Consider the following 23,592-nt stretch of genomic DNA (forward strand, 5'->3'; position numbering starts at 1 on the left):
AACATGAAGCGATTGACCAACCCCCTTATCATGGCGGCAGTCGCCATCTTGTTTATTGGTGCCATTTCCATAACTGCAATTTCCGATTGGGCTACACAGGACAAGACCGTGCAAACTCATCTTACCATTTATCTTGACGAACCCATTCTCAGCGAAGGAGGGGGCATCATCGTTGCAGCTCGACCCATTGCGGAGGCTGAGTGGCTAAAGTTGTCCGATGGTTTCAATCCCGCGGATAGCGACCAGAGCAACCCTAAACGCGCCCAGATTCAAGACGGAGATCGGCATTTCGGAGCAGTTGTTTCCTCATCTGCCTCGGCTGTAGAGTTTTTCTATCCCGAGAACGGCTCTTATACATTCAATATTCTCCCAAAACCGGGCAAGCGATTGCAGGACGGGAGGGAGTTGCAAACCGAGGCTACCTCTGATGGCAGCAGGGAAATTTTCGATCCGGAGACGGGACAAAAAATCAGTTGGCTGACCACCACCATTTTCGTCCATGGGAATAAATATGATGTGCAATGGGTTCGGCTTTTTAACGTCACATTTTCTGACGTCAACAAGGAGGAAATTTCCATCAATAAGTTTCTTGGATCACGGGTTCTCGCTTTGAGCAAAGAAGCTGTAGAAAAATATGTGGTCAATTCAAAATGACAAAACTCAGTTTGTATACACGATCATTTCACCCCGATACCAACTTTGGTATGGGTGGACTGGGCTTTCATGGAGACAGCCGCGGATTTAGCGCAGATAAGCTGGTAACAGCGAGAATCTACCATATTCTTACGATTGACCTGCAAGCGGCATCTGTCTTGGCGCAGTGTGACTCAGACCCTTCTTCAAACGAAGTCATCCCGAGAATTCTGGAGGGTCGCGAAGGCCGGGCGGCTGAGATATTGGCGCGCAATGAACTAACGGACTGGGGTGTTCCTACACCTCCGGAAAATCCGATTTCAAAAAAAATGGATATTTTGCCGCCCATGAAGAATGACTATTCTCAAAAACGCAAGAAGCCGCGGCATAATGAAAGCGTCAACATCACGCCCTACCGCAAAGATGGCGATCAGGCTGTAAACGGGCGGATCGCATACGCTGGGAAGAATTTCGCCTTTTATGGTGCCGATTCCGATATAGGGCATGGAATTTTGGGTGGAGAGATATCTGATGGCGGCTCCAATACCGAGGGTGGCAGTCTGAAAGTTTGGAAGCGCTGGGGCGGAGTTGTTCCTGATCTGGACGTTACTCATGAGTTCAGCATTCGATTTGCCCGTAGCATGAAAACGGCACATATAACCTCCGCAATTTCGGGAGATGGTTTTCCCAATTGTGAAAGCTTCCTGATAGATAGCTCGAATAATGTGCTTTTTCTTGCCAGCCATATCCGCATAGGAACTGCTGCAACGCAATTGCCCGGCGGCCGTGCCTTGCCTATGTCTCGAACGATGATCGTCGCAGATTTGAACGAGGGAGACATATTTGGGGAAAAGGTAAATGTTCAGCTTGCTGTGGATTATACCGGTGACGGCAGTCCCCAGGAGATTGCCGGTTATGGCGAGTTGTCCCGCGCTGACTGGAATAGAGCTCACACTGGCAGGGATGCAAGCGGCAACTGGTTGCGACAAGTCGAAGACAATGTTCCACTGCCCCGCCAAACTTGGCGAAGCGTCAAAGAGCAAATCAGAAATGCGTTCTAGGGCGATTTCTTCCTGAGTAACCAAACAACTTCTCACAAACGTGGTTTGGGACGGAAGATCCGGCTTCACACAAGCGCGTACTGACGCGATACCAGAGATTGCGAAGGATAGTGTTGGATTATCGCTCAGCTTTCTCAGGAGTATGGAGACAGGCAGGATTGAATTAGATGGCGGATCAAATGAGCAAAGAAACACCAAGGGTCCCTGCTGCTTTCCTCATCGGTAGCCTTGTCTTCTTAACGCTTCTTACCATTACCCAAATTGCAGAGGCACAAGACAACCCTATTAAATCAGATGTTACCATTTATCTTGATGGGCCGCTGCTCAATCGTGGTGGAACTGTTTTCGTTGTGCCGCGCGAAGTACCTCTGGATAACTGGAAGCCGCATCCCGCCCAACCCAATCCCGCTCGACAAGACTCCCGGCTCGACGTCCGCAAGCCGATATTGGAACATGACAGGCGACTTTCCGTTCTGGCATTTGGGCAAGTCAGTATTGTGCGCTTCGATTACCCAGCTGGAGGAAGCTACGAGTTTCGTTTCCTTCCATCCCTCGAGAGTGGCGTACCCCCGGAAAAACAGGGATCGGTGCTTGTCGAAGCTGGAAATACGTATGACTACCATCCGAAAACGCGCGAAGAAATGTTTGTACCGGTTGTTCAGGTGTTTAGCATCCTTGGACCTGACGCTGATGAGTCGGAGTCCCGGTCGCTGGGGTCAGAAGTAAAACTGGGTTATCTGGAAGAGCGTTACAACTGCAAAGAATTTGAGAGTTCTCTCTCTTGCGTTGTACGGGAGCGAAAGTAATGAGCAGAGTCGTGCGATGCGCCTGGAATAAGGAAACCGTGGTCGAATGATATAACTCAGGCGCAACACCTGAGTTATATATTTGGGCACTATCTTCCTAAAACTTGCTGTTGCGATGCCCTTTCCCCTCTCAAGGCGTTGGCCGGAATACCCCATTCGCATCGCGCTTTAACGGTGCTGTCTGCTTCGCCAAGGGCGCTCCCGGAGCATCATTGATTGAAACGCCTTCTTTCCAGTCCGCTGGTGCAATGGCGATATATCGAGCATAGCCGCCCGATCCGCCGAGGGGCTTGGCAAAGCCGATTGTAAGCAGTGCGCCTGCCTCGGGTACCTTATCGAGATTGGCAACGCCTTCCGCCTGCGCGAAATCATTGTGCAAAAGCCAATGCTCACCCTCAAGGTTGGGTGTCGTGTCCGTATCGAGCGGTTCATGTCCATGGAAGAGGATTTTCCGTTCAAGATGCAGGAACTTCAAAGCATCCAGACTGACACCCGGAAAAGGCTTTTGGTTGAAACGTGCTGGATCGGACCATTTCTTGTACCAGTCAGAGCGCACGAACACGACCGAGCCTTCCGGAATCCTGCCGTGTTTGGCTTCCCAGCCCTCAATATCGCTGACCTGTAGATGGTAGCCCTCATCGGTTGCCACCTTGCCGCTGATATCAATAACCACCAGTGGGCGCACGGCATAGGTTGCCGGCAAATCGCTGATAGAAGCGCCAAGCGGATTCCAGTGCGATGGTGGATCAAGCTGCGTCCCGTATTGATCTGTCGTCAAATCATAGGCGCTGGCAACAAAGCCGTGTTTCTCATAAGTGAATTCTTCACCGGCTTTGACATAACCCTCAATGTCCTGCCCGGCTACGGCTGGCTTAAACCTGGCATTTGCAAAGCCTGGCCATACCGGTTGCTGCGGTTCGAAAGCATGTGTGAGATCAATATACTTCGAAGATTTCAATGTTTCGTCGTAGAACTTCCAAAGCGATGAGTTATCAGCCAGTGCAAGGTTCGGCAGCGACATAACTCCGAGAAATACAGTGCTCGCAATAAAACGCTTTATGTTCATATCGTCGCTCCATCTGAGAATAGCTCATCTGAAGTAAAACTACCGCTATTCCCGGACAGAGCAAGCAATGCTTGTTCCTGAATGAGCGGTTTTGTAGAAACGTTCGCGCAATCGATCCACCGTTATTGCGGTTTACGGCTTAGACTTTAGGTGAATTGACACCCTAACACCCGACGAAATAATCAGAAACCTGTATCTAATCGTTTTAGATCGGCTTGGGAGGAGCACGGTTTAATTTGCGAGTGCAACCGCACACGCGTCTAAAGCGCCTTAGCTTCATATTTCAAAATATTTTCAAAAAAAGCATTTGGGAGGAACCATGTTTTTTAAACGCACATTTGTGGTGATGCTTCTTGGCACGACCATGCTCGCCGGTTGCAAGGGCGATTCAGACAGCAAGGTTGACACAAATACCGTCGCAGACGTGTCGCAAGGCACCTTTGATACGCAGACCACCAGAGTTGGCGATTCGCAAAAGACCGATGAGGAATTGCTGGGGCTTATTGCGGGACTCAAAAGCGGTACAGATGCTGACACGGCAGAAACACGGGCATTGATCGCCGATCTTGAGAAACGCCTTGCGCAAAAAGACGCGACAGCGGGCTGGCAAGAGGTTGTTGCAAAGCTTGAGGCACGGATTTCGGCTGCGGAAACCGATTTGAAAGGGTTCAAGGACTTGAACCTCGAAATACTGGGCAGCGACGTCGCCGATCTGAAATCCAAGATGCAGATCGTGCAGAACGACATTACGACGCTGCAAGAACTGCAAGACCGGCTTACGGCCCTTGGAACCCGCATTGACGCGCTGAAAGAAACGACCCTCTCAAAGGAAGACCTTGCCAGGGTTCAAGGGCTGGATGTACGGCTCCAATCACTGAGCGAGGACTTCGCAAAAGAACTGGCGTCGAAAGTTGAGCTTACGAGCTTCGACAAACTGGATGCTGATGTGAAGCGGCTGGACGCGTCCGCCACAGCCAGCAAGAGCGAGTTTGAGGCAGCCCACAAATCTGTCGATGCGAAACTTGCTCTGCTTGAAACCTCGGCAAAGGGTGGTGAACTTTCGACCAAAGCGCTTGGAGATCGCCTTGCCAAGCTGGAAGCCGACCTCAAGCCACTCGAACCGGAAGTGCGAGAGGACATTGCCGGACTGACCGGTTACGTCAATCCGCTCATCGGCTCAGGTCAAGTTCCAAAATCCGACGTGCCGGGTTCCACTGAAGATCTGCTGGGTGGTTTTGTAAATCCCGGCGCAAAAGTTCCTTTCGGAATGGTGTCGTGGGGTCCGGAAACAGATGCCATCAGTGGGACGTGGTCTCCGCGCGGCTATCACTATGAGACGGATGTCATCCATGGCTTTCCGATGATAAATTTGAATGGCGTGGGTTGCGGAACGCAGGCCCCCTTCATGGTGCAGCCCGTAGCGAAGGCCACAGACCAGAATGCCAAGTTTAGTCACGCTAATGAAACTGCAAAACCGGGTTACTACCGCGTCCAGTTTGATAACAATATTGAAACCGAATTGACTGCGACGACACGGACCGGTGCCGGGCGCTTCACATTCCCGGATGGCAGTAATGCTATCCTCAAATTTAATTTCAGCAATGCAAAGATAGATACCGCATCGCGTACGATATCCGCTTCGACCCGAGGGGGTGGGTTTTGTGGTGGCCCGTTCTATAACATTTACTTTCATGCGGAGTTCGACCAGCCATTTACATCCAACAGTTCTGGAACTGTTCTGACTTTCGTCCCGACGGTCGGCTCAAAAACCACCATCGGGATGAAGGCTGGCATCTCTTATGTGAGCACAGCCAATGCAAAGGAAAATCTGCTGGCGGAAAATGCGTCATTGAGCTTCGATGAGGTTCGCAAAAATGCCGATGATGCCTGGAATAAACGTCTTAACGGCATTCAGATCACAGGCGGCAGTAGCGATGATAGGACGAAATTCTATACAGCCCTGTATCATACCTTTTTTGCACCGTCTGTCTTCAACGATGTGAATGGTCAATATGTAAGTTTTGACGGAAAAGGAACCGTCGAAAAAGTCGAGCAAGGCAGAACCCATTATACCACATTTTCAAGTTGGGACTCTTATCGCTCGCTTACACCGTTACAGGCTTTGCTCGCTCCGAAAGAAGCAAGCGACATGGCGCAATCTCTTGTTAATGACGCCAAGCAATGCGGCGGCGTATTTCCCATGTGGGTTGACGCTACGTCTAACAGCAATGTTATGCCGGGAGATGGCGCGTCTATCATCGTCGCGCAGAATTACGCCTTTGGCGCCGACAACTTCGATACGACAGCGGCACGGCAAATCATGTTGGACATGGCCCTTAACAAGAAGACGAGCTGTAAGGGCGTGACACCGCTGCCTTTTCTTCAAAACTACATAGATCGTGGTTATCTCGCCATTGGCGAAGGCCCGATGGCCTATGGCGAGAATACGCCCGCATCAAATACGCTGGAATATGCCAGCACGGATTTTGCCATTTCCCGCTTCCTTACCGCGCTGGATAGCGAGGCCAGTCAGCTTGTCATCAATGCCGGCACGAGTGATGCCGCCGATCTCTTGAAGCGCTCGGGTAATTGGAGCAATCATTTCAATCCGGAATGGGAAAAGGTAGCTGGACAACCATATCCACAATTACAGCCACGTAATGCTGATGGAACTTGGCCGGTTTATACCCCTGCGCTTTACCCCAACGGTGCAAAAGCTTACCGTGAAGGCAACGCCGAACAATATACCTATATGGTGCCGCATGATATTCGCGGCTTGTTCCGCGTGCTTGTGAAAGACAAGACAAATGCGCCCAATTCCGAGGTAGATGCCCTTGCCCGGCTGGATACGTTCACGACTCATCTCGCAGGCGGGGAGCAAAAGCCTTATCTCTGGGTTGGCAATGAACCTTCATTTGCCACGCCTTTCATGTATAATTGGACAAGCCAACCCTACAAAACTCAAGCCCTCGTCCGGCGAGTTCTCAACGAACTCTTTGGTATCACTGCTCAAGGTTTGCCGGGCAATGAGGACGAAGGCGCCCTTTCCGGCAGATCAGTCGTGGCTGCTTTTTGCGATGGCACCTGGCGTAAGCCGGTTTATTTCTACGCTACCTTTGACAAGCCCTTGAAGACAGCATCGTCCAAGATTGTCGGCGGCTTTGCACAATTGCATTTCGATGTGACAGACACGGACAAGTCTGTAAGTGTCAAGATTGGAATTTCCTCAGTCAGCGTCGAAAATGCCAAATTGAATCTGGAGACGGAGAACAAGGATCTTTCCTTCGATGCGCTCAAGGCACAGGCTTCAGCTGAGTGGAACAGGCGCCTGAATACAATCCAGCTCGATCTGGCCAAACCAGAGGAACTCGCCAAAGTTCCGGCCGCACAATTGCCTGTCGCCAAAACCAATCTGACAAAGTTCTACACCGCACTTTATCGCGTTTATAGCGGTCCAACTGTCTATAGTGACGTAAATGGTGAATATCGTAGTATGAAGCAGACTACTCCTTTCCCTGCTGCCAATACGGTTCCGGTAAGAGCGACAGAGAATGTATCCAACTACAAGTTCAAGCTGAATGGGCAGGATGCCGGTTACAATACACATTATTCCGGCTTCTCCATGTGGGATACATATCGTTCGCAGGCGCAACTGATTGCCCTTGTCGCACCAAACGAAGCCAGCGAAATGATGCAATCTCTTGTTGCCGATGCCAAACAATGCGGTGCAATTCCGCACTGGGTTGACGGCAGCGATGATACAATCCCCATGCAGGGTGATCATGGCACCAATGTTGTGGCGGGTTCCTATGTATTTGGCGCAAGAAAGTTTGACGTCGATTCCATGCGTACCTTCATGAAGCAATCTGCTTTCAAGGATGACAGTGCCTGCAATGATAAATTGAGCGTTGGTCGGAATGGCGATCAGCCGGTTTTGCCCACATACAAGCGACTCGGCTATGTTCCGACAGCCTTCCCAAGCAATCCATGGAAGGCAGGGTCAGCTACCGTTGAAATGGTCACATCAGACCGCTCGATAGGCGCATTTCTGAAAGCATTGCCGACAGCAACGGCAGATAAAGCCGAGATCGATGAATTGCTCGTGGGTGCTGCGGATAAAGGAGCGCGCGCTTCGAACTGGACAAACATTTTTCACGATACCCAGAAAAAGCTGATTGGAAAGGACGTGAACTCTAACTGGAGTAACGCGAGTGATATCTTCCACGAGTCAACGGAAGAGAATTATATCTGGGCCTTTGCCCATGATTGGTCTGCTTTGATTGAAAAACTCGGTGGCAAGAGCGCAGCACTCGACAGGTTGAACAAGCTCTTTGTCTTTTCGAATTTCACAGGAATTGAGCCAACCGGTCGCCAACTCAACAGCGGTGAGTCGGGAGCCACCCTTTACATAGGCAACGAGCCTGCATTCCAGACCCCGTGGGCCTATAATTGGGCAGGATCACCGAAACATGCCCAGTATGTCATCCCCATCATCATGAACAAAACCTTCACCACTAATCCCGGAGGTCTGCCCGGCAATGATGATATGGGCGCGACATCCACCTGGTATGTTCTTGCTGCGTTGGGTCTCTATCCTGTCATTCCGTCAGAAGCCGGATTTGCAGTATCGACGCCGCAATTCTCCGGCATCAATCTATGGCTGGGCAATGGCAGGAAGCTTCGTATTGAAACCGACAAGCAGGCAATGCTCGACGATACCCGGTATATCAGCGAGATGAAGCTGGGAGATGCCGCATATAAAGGCACTTGGCTACCCCTCGATAAAATTGCCAATGGCGGCAAGCTAAGCTTCACACTTTCGAAGCTTACTACGGAATGGGGTGCAGCGCCGGAACTGACGCCGCCATCCGGGCCAAATGCGGATTACAGCAAGGCGACGGCAAAGCCGCTGCCCGGGCCGCAATTGATCCAGTAAAAGAAAAGGGCCGCTTCGCAGCGGCCCTTTGCTTCTAAAGGTGAAAGTCGTTTGCCGACCAATCATGTTCCGTATCGTTGACGGCTATGATCAGGTCGGCGATTCCGTCACCATCACTGTCCGCTTCAATTTGCAGATAATGTGTATCGGTTGCGTGTTCCGGTACAACAATACGCAGTTCACCGGCTGTGCCGGAGAAGCCGCTCTCACCGATGAAGTGATATGGCTGGTTGCCCGCCGTGCCTGTGTCCGCATCAAGGCGGCTCAGGTCGATTTTATCGCCATCGGCTGCATTGAAGTCTGTGATCCGCGCAGCGTATTCATGTGCCGAGCCATCAACGCCGCGCCCAAGCGTATCAAAGAGAAACGTATCGGCTCCCGCACCACCGCTCAGCCAATCATTGCCGCTGCCACCATTGAGGATGTCATTGCCTTCACCGCCGTTGAGCCGGTCGTCGCCGTCACCACCTTTGAGGAAATCATTTCCCGATCCGCCGCGAAGAAAATCATTGCCTTCACCGCCAAGCAGCGTGTCATTGCCCGAACCGCCATCAAGCCAATCGGTGCCACCGCCACCATTCAGCTGATCATCGCCGGCATCGCCGCTGATACGGTCGTCGCCAGATCCGCCAAACACCTTGTCATTGCCATCGCCAGCATAGATCCAGTTGGCTCCGTTGCCAGTGTGAATTTCATCATTACCTGCACCGGCGTCAATCCAATTGGTCCCATCGCCGCCATCAATTGAGTCGTTGCCGTCCCCGCCGCTGATGCGATCGTCGCCATCACCGCCATTGAGGACGTCATTGCCAGCGCCGCCGATCAAGGTGTCATTCCCTTCGCCGCCGCGAAGGGAATCATTGCCCGCACCGCCATTCAGATAATCATTGCCGGTGCCGCCATCGAGCCAGTCATTGCCAGCTCCGCCGAGCAATTGATCGTCGCCCGCGTCACCGCTCAGCCGGTCGTCGCCATTGCCACCGTCAAGGATATCGTTGCCGTCGCCGCCATAGGCATAATCCTCGCCTTCGCCGCCAAGTAGCCTGTCATCGCCGGTTCCGCCGTCCAGCCAGTCATTACCGGCACCGCCAACCAGAGTGTCATTGCCAGCACCACCGCCAAGTCCGTCATCACCGTCGAGACCGGCAATGACATTGTCTCCGGCATCGCCTGAGATGACATCGTTGAAACCCGAACCAACAACATTCTCGAAACCAACTGCAAGCCGGTCGCCTTCCGCGTCGCCGTGCCATCCGCCAAGTGCGCCGGAGCCCTCGAAGCCACCAAGGCGCACCATGACGCCTTCTTTTGAACCGGCATAGCCGAGCGTATCGGTGCCCTCGTTTCCAAACAGCAAATCAGTTCCGCTGCCGCCTTCTATGTACTCGTTGCCGCTGCCGCCCAAGATCGTATCATCGCCATTGTTACCGATGATAATCTCGTCCAGGCCATTTTCTGGATGAATATTCAAAAGGTCGAGCAGGGATTGGTTCAGCGCCATTGGAGTCCTCGATTTGGAGAAATTCTCTCGGAATTAATTTGGGTATATTTTGGATATGAACTACAAAATTTTCTATATTCCAACTGAAATTTTTATGACAAAGTATAATTGAAATATATGCGCAATATATTTCAAAAGTTGAATTAAAATATATTTGGAATTTCGCTTTTCTTTCAATAAACCTGATCACAAGTAACGATCGGTACGCCTTATCCTCGGCCAGTGACCGGTCAAAAAATTTTTAGGCGTGACTGGATAAATGATGTCCGAACGACAGTTATTTTCGGTTTGATCTGCGAAAAAGCCTTTGTTTGCTCGCCATACTTCGCAGCATCTTTTCGGTCGCGAATGGGAAAGCCGCTAAAAGCTCTTGCCATGAACTCGTATGAAACATTCGTTCGAGGAGGTCCAGGTCCTCTTGAGACCATTGGTGCTTGCGAACTGACAGGCTAAGCCTGCGAGAAACACTCCGAATAGCTGCGGGCGAGCGGTTCTGCAATTTCTCCGAAAGCAATGCGTACTCGGGAAAGTACTTACGAACGAGCCTGAGTTCTTCGTCTGTCCATATAACTGGCTTAACCTTCAGCATAGGGTCAGAAGGAATTTCATTTCCCGTCTCCATGCACAGGTGTAATAGCTAGGCACACCACATGCATACAAATAAATCTGGAAGATGCAATGTATCAAATGATACTATTACTGTTCATTGCTAGCCATCAGAAAGCGTTCAATTTCGCTTAATAATTCTTCAGCTACAGTTCGATTGACGGCCAGTATAATCGGACCTTTGTCAGTTTCAAGTAACAGTGCACCCAGCAAAGGTTGCTTGTGAATTTTGATAAATGTGGTGCTGTGCAATTTGTTTGGTTCTGCGGCAATATCATTGAGAATATCGTTCATCCTTCAGCCATCCTGATTTGCTTCGCCAATGGGCCGATAATTACTGGCGAGTCCGTTGGGCAATATAAATAAAATGAGATTAAAACCCCATCTAAAAACGCACATCTCAAAATAAGGTTCCGGTCGTATTGCAAGCCATCAGAACAGGGAGGAGGGGGCTCTGCTATCGGTTCTTCGAAGTGATCCACTTCAAGCTATAAAGAGCCATGTGTTTCGAACAGCTTTGGAGGAAATGATCATGCAGTTTCGCAAAATTCATCAAAGTTGCGAGAGAAAACGCCAAAATTTCGAGCAAATTCGCTATCTTTGCGTGTAATTTGATTGTGGTCGGTTGTTGTAGCTGAGTGATGACAACTGGTCTTTCTGGTCATCTTGACACATTGCAACCTTATGCGCCGTGAACTAATATATTAATTGACCAATTGGAGAGTTTCATGGACACCCTCACTGCACCAAGGCATTTACGCCTGCATGCCAGCGACAATGTTGTTGTAGCTGTCGATACGTTTCAGGCGGGGCAACTCATTGAAAATGTTACCGTTTCGGACCGCGTTCCAAGAGGTCATAAGCTGGCTTCCCGTTTGATTGCCGTGGGTGAGCCTGTTCGTAAATTCGGCCAGATTATTGGTTCTGCCTCCGTGCAAATTGAGCCCGGCCAGTGGGTGCATGAGCATAATCTCGATTACAGCGACTTCACCCGCGAGCCGGATGCGGCTCATGCAACGTCGGTCAATGGTGTCCTGCCCATTGGTCAACGTGCTGTTTTTAAAGGGTTTCTCCGCGCCAATGGCCGCGCTGGCACCCGTAATTATATTGGCGTTCTGACTTCTGTGAACTGCTCCGCATCGGTTGCGCGCTTCATAGCCGAAGCAGTGCAGAAGTCTGGTATTCTCGACGAATATCCAATGATTGATGGCATTATCCCACTTGTCCACGGTGGTGGCTGTGCACTGGATGTCAAAGGTGAAGGTTACGAGGTTTTGAAGCGCACCCAGTGGGGCTATGCGACCAATCCGAATATCGCTGCTGTGCTGATGGTAGGTCTTGGTTGCGAAGGATTCCAGATTGGGCGTTGGAAGGAAGCCTACAATATTGTCGAGAGCGATACGTTCCGAAGCCTTACAATTCAGGAGGTTGGCGGCACCCGCAAGACTATGGAAGCCGGCGTTGCCGCTGTGCGCGATATGCTGCCGACAGCTGCAAATGTGAAGCGTGAACCCATTCCCGCATCGGAGCTTATGCTGGCGCTGCAATGTGGCGGATCGGACGGTTATTCGGGGATCACCGCCAACCCGGCTCTGGGTGCAGCGGTCGATCTTCTGGTCCAGCAGGGTGGCACTGCCATTCTTTCTGAAACCCCGGAGATTTACGGTGCCGAGCATCTTTTGATCGAGCGCGCATCGAACCCTGAAGCCGTTGAGCGGCTACAATCTGTTATCGCCTGGTGGGAAGATTATACAGCACGTAACCGTATGGAAATGAACAATAATCCGTCACCCGGCAACAAGGCGGGAGGTCTGACCACCATTCTTGAAAAGTCGCTTGGAGCTGTGGCAAAATCCGGCACAACGCCTTTGGAAGCAGTTTATGGATATGCCGAACCTGTCACGGCGCGGGGTCTGGTTTTCATGGATACCCCAGGTTACGATCCGGTCTCCGCGACAGGCCAGGTAGCAGGCGGTGCCAACATTCTCGCATTCACCACTGGTCGTGGTTCTGCCTATGGTTGCAAGCCGACACCCTCCATCAAGCTCGCAACAAACACCCCCATGTACACGCAGATGATCGAAGATATGGACATCAATTGCGGCGATGTTCTCGATGGCGTTTCTATCGAGGACAAGGGTCGTGAAATTTTCGAACATATCCTTAAAATCGCATCGGGCGAACGTAGCAAATCCGAAGCTCTGGGCTACGGCGATGCGGAATTTGTGCCGTGGCAGATCGGCGCTACCATGTAAGTGCCGGAGCCTTGTACAGAACGAAAGGGAGCTTCGGCTCCCTTTCGTTTGCGTGGCTTCAACCAAAGGACAAGTAACGGTTGCTTTTTCTCTAAGTAATATACTAATATGATTATTCTTGCTTTGGAGAAACAAGAATAATCGGGCATTTCTGGGAGGAAAATAATGATCCGAATTAATCGCCGACAAGCAATTGGAGGATTGGCTGGACTTGCGGGGGCGAGTGTTCTGCCGCGGTTTGCCTTCGCGCAATCTTTGGCTTTGCCGTCATCACCGGTCGCGCTAAACATCATTGATGTGGCCGGAAACCTGCAGCTGACGCAGGCCGCAATCGAGAAATTTGCCAAGGAAAATCCGGCACTTATATCGAAAGTGATCTTTTCCCGCGCCCCGTCACCGGAGTTGCCTGCCAAGCTTAAAGCGCAGCAAACTGCTAACCGGGTTGATATCGATCTTGTCCTGACCGGACCGGGCGCCATGTCGGATGGCATCACACAGGGACTGTGGATTGATGTCTGGACGAAATATCCGGATCTGCTGCCGAAAGCTGATGAAATCTATCATGAGAAAGCTCTCATGATGCAGAAGAACTTTGGCCAGAATGAAGGTGTGGCCGTTGTCTATTCGCCATCGGGACCATTGTTCGAATATGCACCTGATCGCGTCAAGTCGGTGCCGAAGAATGCTGAAGAACTGCTGGCTTGGGTCAAGGCAAATCCCGGACGTTTCTGTTATGCCCGCCCCGTAAATTCAGGGCCGGGATGGACCTTCCTGATGGCGATGCCCTACATTCTTGGCGACAAGGATCCGAGCGATCCCATCAATGGTTGGGAGAAGACCTGGGCCTATCTGAAAGAACTCGATGAGGGTATCGACTACTATCCGCCGGGCACCACTGCGACCATGAAGGAATTTGCCGAAGGAACACGTGATATGGTCGTGTCGACCTTTGGTTGGGATATCAATCCACGCGTTCTTGGTGTGGTTCCCAAGGAAGCGGAGACATTCGCATTGGATGGCACGCACTGGGTGCCGGATACACAGTTTATGTGCATCCCGCGTGGTGTGGGTGATGATAAGGTAGCGGTATTGCTGAAGCTCATGTCCTACATGCTGGAACCTGCGCAGCAGGCCTATACCTATGATAAGGGCTATTTCTATCCCGGCCCTGCGGTAAAGGACGTTCCGCTCACTTTGGCCCCGCAGGAGAGTCAGGATGTAATCGCTGAGTTCGGTCGCCCGACCTATGAGGCTTTGATTGCGAAATATCCGGTAGAAGCTCCTTTGAAGCCGCAATTGCTTGTTGCTGCTTTTGAAAAATGGGACCGAGAAGTCGGTGCCAACAAGATGAACAAGTAGCGGGTATAGTCATGCGGTTTGCCGTCATTGGCATCGATCATCGTCATATCTACCACATGATTGGTGGTCTCATCGGAGCCGGCGCTGAGTGCGCCGGCTTCGTTTCCCAAACATCAGATGGGAAAATTCTTGAAGGAATTCGGGAGCGTTTTCCAAGCCTGAAATCCGTACCCGATGGACGAATATTCCTGGATGATCCCACTGTCGACATCATCATAACCGCCGCAGTACCAAATGAGCGGGCCGCAATCGCCATTGCAGCAATGCAAGCGGGTAAGGATGTGATGACCGACAAACCCGGCATCACCGATTCTGATCAGTTGGTCGAGGTCGAAAAGGTTGTGGCTGAAACCGGACGCATATTCTCCATCTGTTTTTCAGAACGTTTTGTCGTCCCGGCAACGGGCGTCGCGCAAAGACTGATTGCTGATGGATCGATAGGTCGCGTCATCCAGACTGTTGGTCTGGGACCTCATCGGCTGAATCGCTCTATCCGTCCTGACTGGTTTTTCGATCCCTCATTTTATGGCGGCATTCTGGTCGATATTGCCTCACACCAGATCGATCAGTTTTTGACCTATACCGGATCGGATGATGCGGAAATTGTTTCGAGTGCAATCGGTCATTTCGGGGACGACGATATTCCGGCATTTCAGGATTTTGGAGAGGTGCTGCTCCGTAGCGACCACGCAACCGGCTATGTCCGTGTTGATTGGTTTACCGCTGACGGGCTTTCCACGTGGGGCGATGGCAGGCTGATTATCCTTGGTACGGAGGGTACGATCGAGCTGCGCAAATATGTTGATATTGCCGGACGCGGCGGCACTGATCATGTGTTCCTGGTCAACGGGAAAGGCACCAAACATATCGATGCGAGCAACGAACCTATCACTTATTTCAAATCGTTTCTTGCCGATGTGTGTGATCGCACCGAAACCACAATGAAGCAAAGCCACGCTTTTACAGTCAGCAGGCTTGCGCTTGATGTGCAGGAACGCGCAGCTATTCTGACCAGACGGCCCGCATTAAGAGAGAGCATGCAATGAAAAAGCCTGGGCTTGCGATCATCGGACTTGGCCCTGCCGCGCTCCCTCATGCAAGAAGTCTCGTCGATTTGAGCGACAAGGTTGATGTAATTTGGGGTGCAAGCCGGACAAAGGGGCGTACGGAAGAGTTTGCGCAGGCCTTTCCATTTCCCGTTACGAACAACATTGATGCAGCAATCGCCGATCCAGCTGTCGACATTGTGCTGGTTCTGACACCAGCCAACGCACATCTCGAGATAGCCGAGAAGAGCTTTGCGGCGCGAAAGCACGTGCTTCTGGAAAAGCCGCTGGACATTACCCTGCAACGGGCAGAGCAGATTGTTTCATCCGGGCGTGCAAGCGGCCTGACATTCGGCGTCGTACTGCAACACCGGTTTAGAACCGCCAGCGTCAGACTGCGCAAGGCGCTTGAAGACAATAGCCTCGGCAAGATCGAAGCGGCATCGTTACGCGTACCTTGGTGGCGTCCACAGAGCTATTATGATGAGGGTGGGCGAGGCACTTTCGCTCGCGATGGCGGGGGTGTGATGCTGTCGCAGGCGATCCATGCACTGGATCTTTTCCGCTCGCTTCTTCCCGTGAAGAATGTAGTTGCTTCACAGGTGCGGACCACATCTCTGCACCGTATGGAAGCGGAGGATCATGTGACCGCCTTGATGACATTGGACAATGGCGCGCCTGCATCTTTGCTTGCTACCACGGCAGCGTTTCCGGGTTTTCCCGAGACGCTGGAAATCACCGGATCACTGGGTTCTGCGCATCTCGCGGGCGGTGCGCTAAAGCTTTCTTGGCTTGATGATCGTGAGGAAGTCGTTGAAGCGGAAGGCAAATCCGGTAGCGGCGCCAATATCATGGATTTTCCGCACGACGCCCATCGGGCGCTGATCGCAGATTTCCTCTCTGCCGTTGCTGAAAAGCGGGACCCCGTGGTGACCGGAGAAGAAGCTTTGGCAACACAAAAATTGATTGCCGATATTATTCGGGCTGACCCGTCCAATACCCAGCCCGTCTGAAGCAGACTTGTAATAGAAAACCCGCCGGAGCAATCCGGCGGGTTTTTTCATGCTGCAAAAATCAGGCTGTGGTTTGTTGTGTCTTGGCCCGGGCCACGATCTGCGTCGGATTGACGAAGCGCAGCGCGATTAGCAGCCATATCAGTGTTGTGACCATGTAGACGACTGCCATGGCATCGATCGATTGAACGGCACGCACACCAGATGCAAAGACCGAATAATACAGAGCAACAACAAGCGTCTGGCTGGTTGGTCCGGCGGTCAGGAAGGTCAGCTCAAACATTGCAACTGTGCGTACCAGCACCAGCAGCAGGGCCGCAAGAATGCCGGGTAGGAGCATCGGCAACAGCACATGCCGGAACAGTTGGAAAGTACCAGCGCCGAACACTCGCGCGGCAGCTTCAACCTTCGGATCGATCTGCTCGATGAACGGGATCATCACAAGGATGACGAACGGAACCGTTGGCACCAGATTGGCAAGAACAACACCCCAGAATGTGCCGCCTACGCCAGCTTGATAAAGCACCGTTGCCAGCGGAATACCGAAGGTAATCGGCGGCACGAGCAAGGGCAGCAGGAACAGGAGCATGATCAGTTTTTTGCCGGGGAAGTTTCGCCTGGCCAAAGCATAGGCTGCAGTTACACCGAGCAGACCGGATAGAGCTACCACGGTAAAGACGATCTGGAAGGTGACGATCAGCACGTCGCTGAGCTGAAATTCAGACCATGCAGTGAAATACCATTTTGTAGTCCAGCCGGCAGGCAGCCATGTGCCAAGCCAGCGGGTGCCAAAAGACGATATGATGACTGTCGCAATCATCGCCAGAAGATTGATGATGAAGAAGGCGACCACTGCCCATACGGCAGTGATCCAGAGCTTTGCTCCAATGGTCGTATCACGGATCATCGTCAGCCCTTTCCGCCAGCGGTCGAGCCGCGATAGAACAAGTTTCGAATTGAGAGCAGCGCCACGACAATAAAGAGCTGAACCGCGGCCATGATCATCGCGATAGCCGATGCCATTGAATAATCATATTGCTCGAAAGCCGCCTGATAGGCCGCTATCGATATGACGCGGGTAGGCCCTGCCGGAGCGCCGAGCAAGACAGCGGAAGGGAAAACCGCAAAGGCCTGAACGAAGGACAGGCAAAACGCGATGGTGAGACCCGGAACCAGCAATGGCCACATGACATAGCGGAAACGCTGCCAGCTTTTAGCCCCGTGTGTTGCTGCAGCCTGCTCCAATGCCGGATCGATACCAGAAACATAGGACAGGGTCAGCAGGAAGGTGAACGGAAAGCCTGTGATGATCAAAGAGGAAAAGACACCCCAGTAATTATTGGTCAGCTTTACAGGACTGTCTATCAGGCCGATCAGCATCAAGGTGCGGCTGAACCAGCCTTGCGGACCGAGATAATTCAACAGGCCTTCAGCGACAAGCACCGTACCCAGCGTGACGGGTAGAACCAGAATGGTCGTCAGCAGGCGCTGATGGGTCATCAGGCGCACCCGGAAGGCCACCGGCAGGGCTATCGCAATACTGATCAGCGTAACGGGGACTGCAAGCCAGAGTGTCGTAAGGATCGTGTCATACAGAAATGGGTCCGAGAAAAACTTCTGGTAGTTGGCAAACATGCCTCCCTCTTTTGGCTCGAAAGAGAGGATAAGACCGTAAATAAAGGGATAAATGAACACAGCCAGCAGGAAAATCACGGCTGGCAGGACAAGCAATGTTACGCCGTCAATCCCGCGCAAGGCGAGGCGTTGACGCAGTGACATTCGGTTGTCGAATGGCGTTGAGGTTACGCTTGTCATGGCAGTCACGCCGCAAAAGCCAGCGCGCGCGCTGGATCGACCGAAAGCCATATAGCGCTGCCGAGTGCCGCTGTTTGCGGGGCATGAAACACCAGCTCAAGCCCTTCGGCAGTGCGCGCCGTTCCAACGAATTCGCGACCGCGATATTCGATAGTTTCAACCACGGCTTCCACGGTCGTAGTGGATTTCGTTCCGGCAATAACGTCATCGGCACGGGCAGCGACAACAGCGGTATCGCCAACCTTCAGCTTGTCGCGAGCTATTCCGGAGAGTGTTGAAGCGCCGACCGCAATGCTCGTCTTATCGCCATCAACAGCGGTAACTTTGCCGGTCAGACGGTTGCGGTAGCCCATGAACTCAGCCACGTCCAGATGATCGGGGCGCTCGTAAAGATCACTTGGCACACCAACCTGACGGATTTCACCGTCACGCAGCACGACAACACGGTCCGCCAAGGACAATGCCTCGTCCTGATCGTGCGTAACATAGATCGTCGTAGCGCCAAGCTGGTTGTGAATGCGGCGGATTTCGGCGCGCATTTCAAGCCGCAACTTCGCATCGAGGTTTGAAAGAGGTTCATCCATGAGAACCAGCGGCGGCTCAATAACAATGGCGCGAGCGATAGCCACGCGCTGCTGCTGACCACCGGAAAGCTGGCCCGGCAATTTGTGCCCCTGACCTTGCAGGCGGACGAGATTCAGAGCCTCTTCGACACGCTTTTCGGCTTCCACTTTGGGCACCCGACGCATCTTCAAACCGAAGCCAATGTTCTGTCTGACCGTCATATGCGGAAAGAGTGCATAGTTTTGGAAAACCATACCGAAGCCGCGATCTTCGGGCTTCAGTGTATCTATGCGCTTGTCGTCGATGAAAATCCCACCACCCGTAGTCGACAGCAATCCGGCAATACAGTTAAGCGCGGTGGATTTTCCGCAGCCCGATGGGCCAAGCAGGGCGATGAACTCACCCTTGCGGATCGATAACGATACGTCCTTGAGTGCGTTGTGCGAACCGAAGGCGCGGCTCATCCGGTCGAGGCGGATCTCATTAAATGGGGATGACGCAAGCAGCATCGATTACCTCATGATTAAAGGCCATCCGGATCACCCGGATGGCCTAATGTTCGTTTATGAATCAGGACTTCTTGGCTGCGACTTCTTCGTCCCAGCGGCGGAAGGCCACGACCATCGATGACGGTTCAAGCGGAATTTCAACCGGATTATTGGCTATCCAATCAGCATATTCGGCACGCCCGAATTCAGCAATGGCGTCCTGACTTTCCTGAGGTGCCATGGTGATTGGAACATCCTTCACGGCTGGCCCCGGATAGAAATAACCTTGATCGTATGTGTAGGCCTGCTGTTCCGGCGTAAGCAGGAAGCTCATCAGGTCAAGCAGAACGGCGAGCTTTTCATCAGCAATGCCTTTAGGCACGCACATATAATGCGCATCGGCTACCCAATGGAAACCCTTCAGCGGTGCAACGGCAGCTTCCTTCGGAACAACGCCAAGGACACGCGGATTGATATCCCAGCCAGTGGTTGAAACAGTCATATCACGCGTACCTTCACCCAGCTCTTTCATCAAAGCACCGGTGCCGGTTGGATAGTACTCGATATACTTGTGAAGCTCCTTGAGATAGGCCCAGGTTTTGTCCCAGCCCTTGACCGGATCGCGCGGATCACTGTCGCCAAGCAGATAGGGAAGGCCCATCAGGAATGTGCGGCCGGGGCCGGAATTTGCAGGACGTGCATAAAGGAACTTGTTCGGATTCTCCTTGGCCCAGGCGAGCAGTTCTTCTGCCGTCGTCGGAACTTTCTTCACACGCTCCGGCATGTATTCGAGGAGCGGACCTGAAGGGTAGTAGGTGACAACAACGCCATGGTCTTTACCTAAGGCCAGCATGCGATGCGCTGGCTCCAGATAGATCGCGGCAAGGTCCGGCAACGATGCTGAGTGATCCGGCAGAAGCTTGACCCACAAATCCTGATCGAGACCTGCTGAAAGAGCATCGGTTCCCGTCAGCACAAGGTCGATATCGAGCCTGTTTGCGGCCTGCTGCGCTTTGATTTTACCCGGTAGTTCCGGCGCTGGTGCCTTTGTGAAAGTGATTTTAGAGACGAGTTCGGGCTTTGCCTTCGCATAGTTTTCGATCGCCGTTTGCGTCAGCGCGAGATTGCCGGCGACATCGGCGACGTTCAATGTAATGGGTGAACTCGGCAATGCCAGTTTCGATTGTGCAAAAAGACGCGTTGCCGGCAAGGTGGCAACAGCCGCCATTCCGGCAATAGCTTGCCTGCGTGTAATGCGGATCATGACTTCCTCCCTGTTTGATTCTCGTCGCCCGTTCTGGGCATAAACCAGCTTCCCACAACTGATCTTTATTGTATTTGATATATTAATCTATCAGATGCAGATAGCAAGAACTTTCGGCTTCAGGTGGTTTTAGCCACGGTCTCCGCTGCTCCATGCTTCAATATCTTCTCAAGTTGAGCTTCGACACTTCGCCTAAATACGTTGTTTGCAGGAAGATCATCGCCGAAAACCTGCTCCATGCTGATAAGTGCGTTAAAAATTTCGTCAGCGCTATTTTTTTTGGCGGTCCGACTCTTGAGTTCAGCGGCAAGCGGGTCACGGACATCGATAGCTGCGCCCGTCTCACTAACACCGGTTACATAGCGCATCCAGGCAGCGACACCGAGAGCCAGACGATCAAACGACGAGCCGCTCTCAATGCACTTGCGGATCGTATTCAGTAATCGTTGCGGCAGTTTCTGCGAACCATCCATGGCAATCTGCCAAGTGCGGTGACGCAGGGCCGGATTGCGGAAGCGTTCACGCAGTTCTGTCTTGTAGGCAGCAAGATCAAAGCCGGGTAGCGGCGGAAGTGTAGGTGAAATTTCCTCATCCATCATCGCTTCGATAAGGTCATTGAACCCCGGAGCCTTCATCACATCCGAAACGGTTTCATGCCCCGCGAGATAGCCAAGATAGGCCAATGTCGAGTGGCTGCCATTCAGAAGCCGCAGCTTCATCAACTCAAAGGCGTCCACGTCATCCACGAACGTGACGCCAAATTTCTCCCATGCTGGTCGTCCTGCAGGGAAATGATCTTCCACAACCCATTGCGAGAATGGTTCGGTCATGATCGGCCACGTATCGGTGAGTTTGGTAGCAGCCACTGTCAGGGCACGATCTGCGTCGGTAGTCGCTGGAACAATTCTGTCAACCATAGTCGACGGAAACGCGATGTTCTCTCTGATGTAATCTGCCAGTGAAGGATCGCGGAGTTCGGCAAAACGCGTTACGACACGTTGTAGCGTCCGGCCGTTAGCAGGGAGATTGTCGCAGGACAACAGAGTAAACGGCTCCGTCCCGTTGGCCCGGCGCCGGGAAAGAGCTTCGACGATGAAACCAATAGCTGATTTAGGAGCAGTCGGATTTGCAAGATCGTGCACAATGTCCGGATGACTTTCATCGAGTGACGCTGATGCTGGCGAATAACAATAACCTTTTTCGGTCACTGTAAGAGAGACAATTTTGGCTGCAGCATCAACCATTGCGTCAAGAACAGCTTCCGTATTTTCCGGAGCAACCAGCAACCGGTTGATACTTCCGATCACCCGAAAGCTATCTCCATTCCCGCTGCGCGTTGCAACTGTGTAAAGACCATCCTGTGGCTCCAAGGCGTCACGCGTATCGCCGCTGCGCAATGATACACCGAGGATTCCCCAGTCATTGTCCCCGCCTGCCAATACACTGTCGGTATAGACAGCTTGATGTGCCCGATGAAAGGCACCGATACCAAGATGCACTATGCCAATTTTCGCCCGGCTCCGGTCATATTCAGGACGCGTCACCTCCCTTGGCAAAGATGAGAGTGTCGCATTGGAGAGGCGTGCCTGTTCAGTCATCGTCGGAATTCTTTCGGTTCAAAGCTTATAGGCTTGTTTCGCCAGTCTGTATGCCAAGTCGTGGGCTATCTCGTGCGCCTCATCTTCATCCAGTCGATGATCCGCAACAAGTCGTGCCAGAAATGCGCAATCCACACGGCGCGCCATGTCGTGGCGGGCAGGAATGGACAGGTAGGCGCGCGTATCGTCGTTGAAACCAACAGTATTATAGAAGCCAGCGGTTTCAGTCGTCAGTTCGCGGAACCGCCGCATGCCTTCAGGGCTGTCATGGAACCACCATGCAGGTCCGAGCCGCAGGGCAGGATAGTGACCCGCCAAGGGCGCAAGTTCGCGGCTGTAGCTCGTCTCATCCAGTGTAAACAGAATGAGCGTAAGGCGGGAATCGTTACCGAAGGCGTCAAGCAACGGCTTCAATTCTTCCACATAGCTCGTGGACCGTGGAATATCTGCGCCCTTATCCATCCCAAACCGCTCAAACACAGCAGCGTTGTGGTTTCGAAATGAGCCGGGATGAATCTGCATGACCAAACCATCTTCAATGCTCATGCGTGCCATTTCGGTCAGCATCTGCGCACGGAAAAGATCAGCATCGGCAGTCGAAGCACCTTTGAGAACGCGCTCGAAAAGTGCAGAAGCTTCGGACGTTGAAAGATTGGCGGTACGGGCATTTGGATGGCCGTGATCTGTGGACGTAGCGCCGCGCTGCTTGAAATAGGCCCGCCTTATGCGATGCGCCTCCAGATAGCCTTGATAATCAAGTTTTGTGCCTGCGAGAGCGACAAAAGCCTCAACATTAGTCCGGAAATCAGTGCGCGATGCGTCGACGACAGCATCCGGGCGATAGGCAGGCACAACGCGACCATCCCAGCCAGATTTTAATATTGTGTCGTGAGCCGCCAAGTTATCCGTTGCCGCATCCGTAGTAGAGATAGCCTCGATGCCAAACTGCTTGTAAAGTGCGCGTGGGCGCATTGAGGGGTCGTTGAGGCGTTCTGCGATCCTGTCATAAAGTGCATCAGCATTTTTTTCGGTAAGGCGCTCGACGATGCCGAATACAGTTTCCAGAGCGTGCTCAAACCAGAGGCGCGATGGGGTGGCGCGAAACAGATAAAAATGCTTGGCAAACAGCCGCCATATCTTCCGGCCATCGGTTTCAACCGGACCGCCATCCTGTCTTGGCACGCCAAGGTCTTCGAGCTTGACGCCTTTCGAGTACAACATACGGAAAATATAATGATCCGGCTTCACGAAGAGGCTGGCGGGGTCGGGAAAGGCTTCGTCCGTGGCATACCAGGATGGATCCGTATGCCCGTGCGGCGATATGATCGGTAGTCGCTCCACTGCACCGAAAAGGCGCCTTGCAATCGAGCGCGCATCGGATTCGATGGGGAATAGCCGGTCTGGGTGAAGTGCCATGGAAATGTCCCTTGCCGCCGCTCAATTAGGGCGAACGATGATCTTGGCGAAGACTAAATAATAATATATTAGTATGTCAACAGCCGGTGATTGCGTTTTATATCGTCGGATAATAGTGGCATCGGACTATGAATTTATACGGAATTCCATCATTCAGTGAGACAG

General features: G+C 52.3%; 17 protein-coding genes. 8 read left to right on the forward strand and 9 right to left on the reverse strand.

Annotated features, from left to right (window positions below):
• Positions 1–3 precede the first annotated feature (3 nt).
• The 3 genes from ABKW30_RS03295 to ABKW30_RS03305 all read left to right on the forward strand — a co-directional run bounded on the left by ABKW30_RS03295 (position 4) and on the right by ABKW30_RS03305 (position 2,500).
• Entirely contained in the window at positions 4–654 is a 651-nt protein-coding gene (locus ABKW30_RS03295; protein ID WP_348596576.1) for a hypothetical protein, read from the forward strand.
• Positions 651–1,694 carry a hypothetical protein gene (locus ABKW30_RS03300; protein ID WP_348596577.1) on the forward strand — a complete coding sequence of 348 codons (1,044 nt, stop codon included), beginning with the start codon at positions 651–653 and terminating at the stop codon, positions 1,692–1,694. Before ABKW30_RS03295 ends, ABKW30_RS03300 begins: the two co-directional genes overlap by 4 nt.
• Before the next feature lie 179 nt (positions 1,695–1,873).
• Complete coding sequence (locus ABKW30_RS03305; RefSeq protein WP_348596578.1) at positions 1,874–2,500, forward strand: hypothetical protein; 627 nt, start codon at positions 1,874–1,876, stop codon at positions 2,498–2,500.
• A gap of 130 nt (positions 2,501–2,630) precedes the next feature.
• On the opposite strand, the gene ABKW30_RS03310 is transcribed toward ABKW30_RS03305, so the two are convergent.
• Positions 2,631–3,566, reverse strand: coding sequence for a cyclase family protein (locus tag ABKW30_RS03310; protein WP_348596579.1), 936 nt, complete (start codon positions 3,564–3,566; stop codon positions 2,631–2,633).
• A 319-nt stretch (positions 3,567–3,885) separates the two neighbouring features.
• Here ABKW30_RS03310 and ABKW30_RS03315 point away from each other — a divergent pair, with 319 nt between their 5' ends.
• The gene (locus ABKW30_RS03315; RefSeq protein WP_348596580.1) at positions 3,886–8,502 is read left to right on the forward strand and encodes a GH92 family glycosyl hydrolase; all 4,617 of its coding nucleotides are present in this window, start codon (positions 3,886–3,888) and stop codon (positions 8,500–8,502) included.
• A gap of 34 nt (positions 8,503–8,536) precedes the next feature.
• Here the strand turns inward: ABKW30_RS03315 and ABKW30_RS03320 are convergent, their stop codons facing one another.
• Both ABKW30_RS03320 and ABKW30_RS03325 read right to left on the reverse strand, forming a co-directional pair.
• The gene (locus tag ABKW30_RS03320; protein WP_348596581.1) at positions 8,537–10,003 is read right to left on the reverse strand and encodes a calcium-binding protein; all 1,467 of its coding nucleotides are present in this window, start codon (positions 10,001–10,003) and stop codon (positions 8,537–8,539) included.
• 696 nt (positions 10,004–10,699) lie between these two features.
• Positions 10,700–10,903, reverse strand: coding sequence for a hypothetical protein (locus ABKW30_RS03325; protein WP_348596582.1), 204 nt, complete (start codon positions 10,901–10,903; stop codon positions 10,700–10,702).
• Between the two features lie 434 nt (positions 10,904–11,337).
• On the opposite strand from ABKW30_RS03325, the gene ABKW30_RS03330 reads away from it, so the two are divergent.
• From ABKW30_RS03330 to ABKW30_RS03345, 4 genes are all read left to right on the forward strand, one after another.
• On the forward strand, positions 11,338–12,864 hold the full coding sequence (locus tag ABKW30_RS03330; protein WP_348596583.1) for an altronate dehydratase family protein: 1,527 nt from the start codon (positions 11,338–11,340) through the stop codon (positions 12,862–12,864).
• A gap of 168 nt (positions 12,865–13,032) precedes the next feature.
• Entirely contained in the window at positions 13,033–14,223 is a 1,191-nt protein-coding gene (locus ABKW30_RS03335) for an extracellular solute-binding protein (protein ID WP_348597598.1), read from the forward strand.
• Positions 14,224–14,234: 11 nt separating this feature from the next.
• Positions 14,235–15,269 carry a Gfo/Idh/MocA family oxidoreductase gene (locus tag ABKW30_RS03340; RefSeq protein WP_348596584.1) on the forward strand — a complete coding sequence of 345 codons (1,035 nt, stop codon included), beginning with the start codon at positions 14,235–14,237 and terminating at the stop codon, positions 15,267–15,269.
• Positions 15,266–16,282 carry a Gfo/Idh/MocA family oxidoreductase gene (locus ABKW30_RS03345; protein ID WP_348596585.1) on the forward strand — a complete coding sequence of 339 codons (1,017 nt, stop codon included), beginning with the start codon at positions 15,266–15,268 and terminating at the stop codon, positions 16,280–16,282. The genes ABKW30_RS03340 and ABKW30_RS03345 overlap by 4 nt, the downstream gene beginning before the upstream one ends.
• Before the next feature lie 61 nt (positions 16,283–16,343).
• Here ABKW30_RS03345 and ABKW30_RS03350 read toward each other — a convergent pair whose 3' ends face one another.
• From ABKW30_RS03350 to uxaC, 6 genes are all read right to left on the reverse strand, one after another.
• Complete coding sequence (locus ABKW30_RS03350; protein WP_348596586.1) at positions 16,344–17,189, reverse strand: ABC transporter permease subunit; 846 nt, start codon at positions 17,187–17,189, stop codon at positions 16,344–16,346.
• 2 nt (positions 17,190–17,191) lie between these two features.
• Complete coding sequence (locus ABKW30_RS03355) at positions 17,192–18,097, reverse strand: sugar ABC transporter permease (RefSeq protein WP_348596587.1); 906 nt, start codon at positions 18,095–18,097, stop codon at positions 17,192–17,194.
• Positions 18,098–18,102: 5 nt separating this feature from the next.
• Entirely contained in the window at positions 18,103–19,170 is a 1,068-nt protein-coding gene (locus tag ABKW30_RS03360; protein ID WP_348596588.1) for an ABC transporter ATP-binding protein, read from the reverse strand.
• Positions 19,171–19,231: 61 nt separating this feature from the next.
• Positions 19,232–20,410, reverse strand: a complete 1,179-nt coding sequence (locus ABKW30_RS03365; protein ID WP_348597600.1) for an extracellular solute-binding protein — start codon at positions 20,408–20,410, stop codon at positions 19,232–19,234.
• A 122-nt stretch (positions 20,411–20,532) separates the two neighbouring features.
• Positions 20,533–22,011 (reverse strand): mannitol dehydrogenase family protein, encoded by a 1,479-nt coding sequence (locus tag ABKW30_RS03370; protein ID WP_348596589.1) that lies wholly within the window; start codon positions 22,009–22,011, stop codon positions 20,533–20,535.
• A gap of 18 nt (positions 22,012–22,029) precedes the next feature.
• Entirely contained in the window at positions 22,030–23,427 is a 1,398-nt protein-coding gene (gene uxaC, locus ABKW30_RS03375; RefSeq protein ID WP_348596590.1) for a glucuronate isomerase, read from the reverse strand.
• Positions 23,428–23,592 lie beyond the last annotated feature (165 nt).

The organism is Phyllobacterium sp. SB3, from assembly GCF_040009165.1.
Classification (GTDB): Bacteria; Pseudomonadota; Alphaproteobacteria; order Rhizobiales; family Rhizobiaceae; genus Phyllobacterium.

Bases quoted from the DNA above. Each gene is read 5' to 3' on its own strand.
- ABKW30_RS03310 (WP_348596579.1), bottom strand. From the start codon at position 3,566: ATGAACATAAAGCGTTTTATTGCGAGCACTGTATTTCTCGGAGTTATG.
- ABKW30_RS03320 (WP_348596581.1), bottom strand. From the start codon at position 10,003: ATGGCGCTGAACCAATCCCTGCTCGACCTTTTGAATATTCATCCAGAA.
- ABKW30_RS03350 (WP_348596586.1), bottom strand. From the start codon at position 17,189: ATGATCCGTGATACGACCATTGGAGCAAAGCTCTGGATCACTGCCGTA.
- ABKW30_RS03370 (WP_348596589.1), bottom strand. From the start codon at position 22,011: ATGACTGAACAGGCACGCCTCTCCAATGCGACACTCTCATCTTTGCCA.
- ABKW30_RS03340 (WP_348596584.1), top strand. From the start codon at position 14,235: ATGCGGTTTGCCGTCATTGGCATCGATCATCGTCATATCTACCACATG.
- uxaC (WP_348596590.1), bottom strand. From the start codon at position 23,427: ATGGCACTTCACCCAGACCGGCTATTCCCCATCGAATCCGATGCGCGC.
- ABKW30_RS03300 (WP_348596577.1), top strand. From the start codon at position 651: ATGACAAAACTCAGTTTGTATACACGATCATTTCACCCCGATACCAAC.
- ABKW30_RS03360 (WP_348596588.1), bottom strand. From the start codon at position 19,170: ATGCTGCTTGCGTCATCCCCATTTAATGAGATCCGCCTCGACCGGATG.
- ABKW30_RS03355 (WP_348596587.1), bottom strand. From the start codon at position 18,097: ATGACAAGCGTAACCTCAACGCCATTCGACAACCGAATGTCACTGCGT.
- ABKW30_RS03325 (WP_348596582.1), bottom strand. From the start codon at position 10,903: ATGAACGATATTCTCAATGATATTGCCGCAGAACCAAACAAATTGCAC.
- ABKW30_RS03330 (WP_348596583.1), top strand. From the start codon at position 11,338: ATGGACACCCTCACTGCACCAAGGCATTTACGCCTGCATGCCAGCGAC.
- ABKW30_RS03295 (WP_348596576.1), top strand. From the start codon at position 4: ATGAAGCGATTGACCAACCCCCTTATCATGGCGGCAGTCGCCATCTTG.
- ABKW30_RS03315 (WP_348596580.1), top strand. From the start codon at position 3,886: ATGTTTTTTAAACGCACATTTGTGGTGATGCTTCTTGGCACGACCATG.
- ABKW30_RS03305 (WP_348596578.1), top strand. From the start codon at position 1,874: ATGAGCAAAGAAACACCAAGGGTCCCTGCTGCTTTCCTCATCGGTAGC.
- ABKW30_RS03345 (WP_348596585.1), top strand. From the start codon at position 15,266: ATGAAAAAGCCTGGGCTTGCGATCATCGGACTTGGCCCTGCCGCGCTC.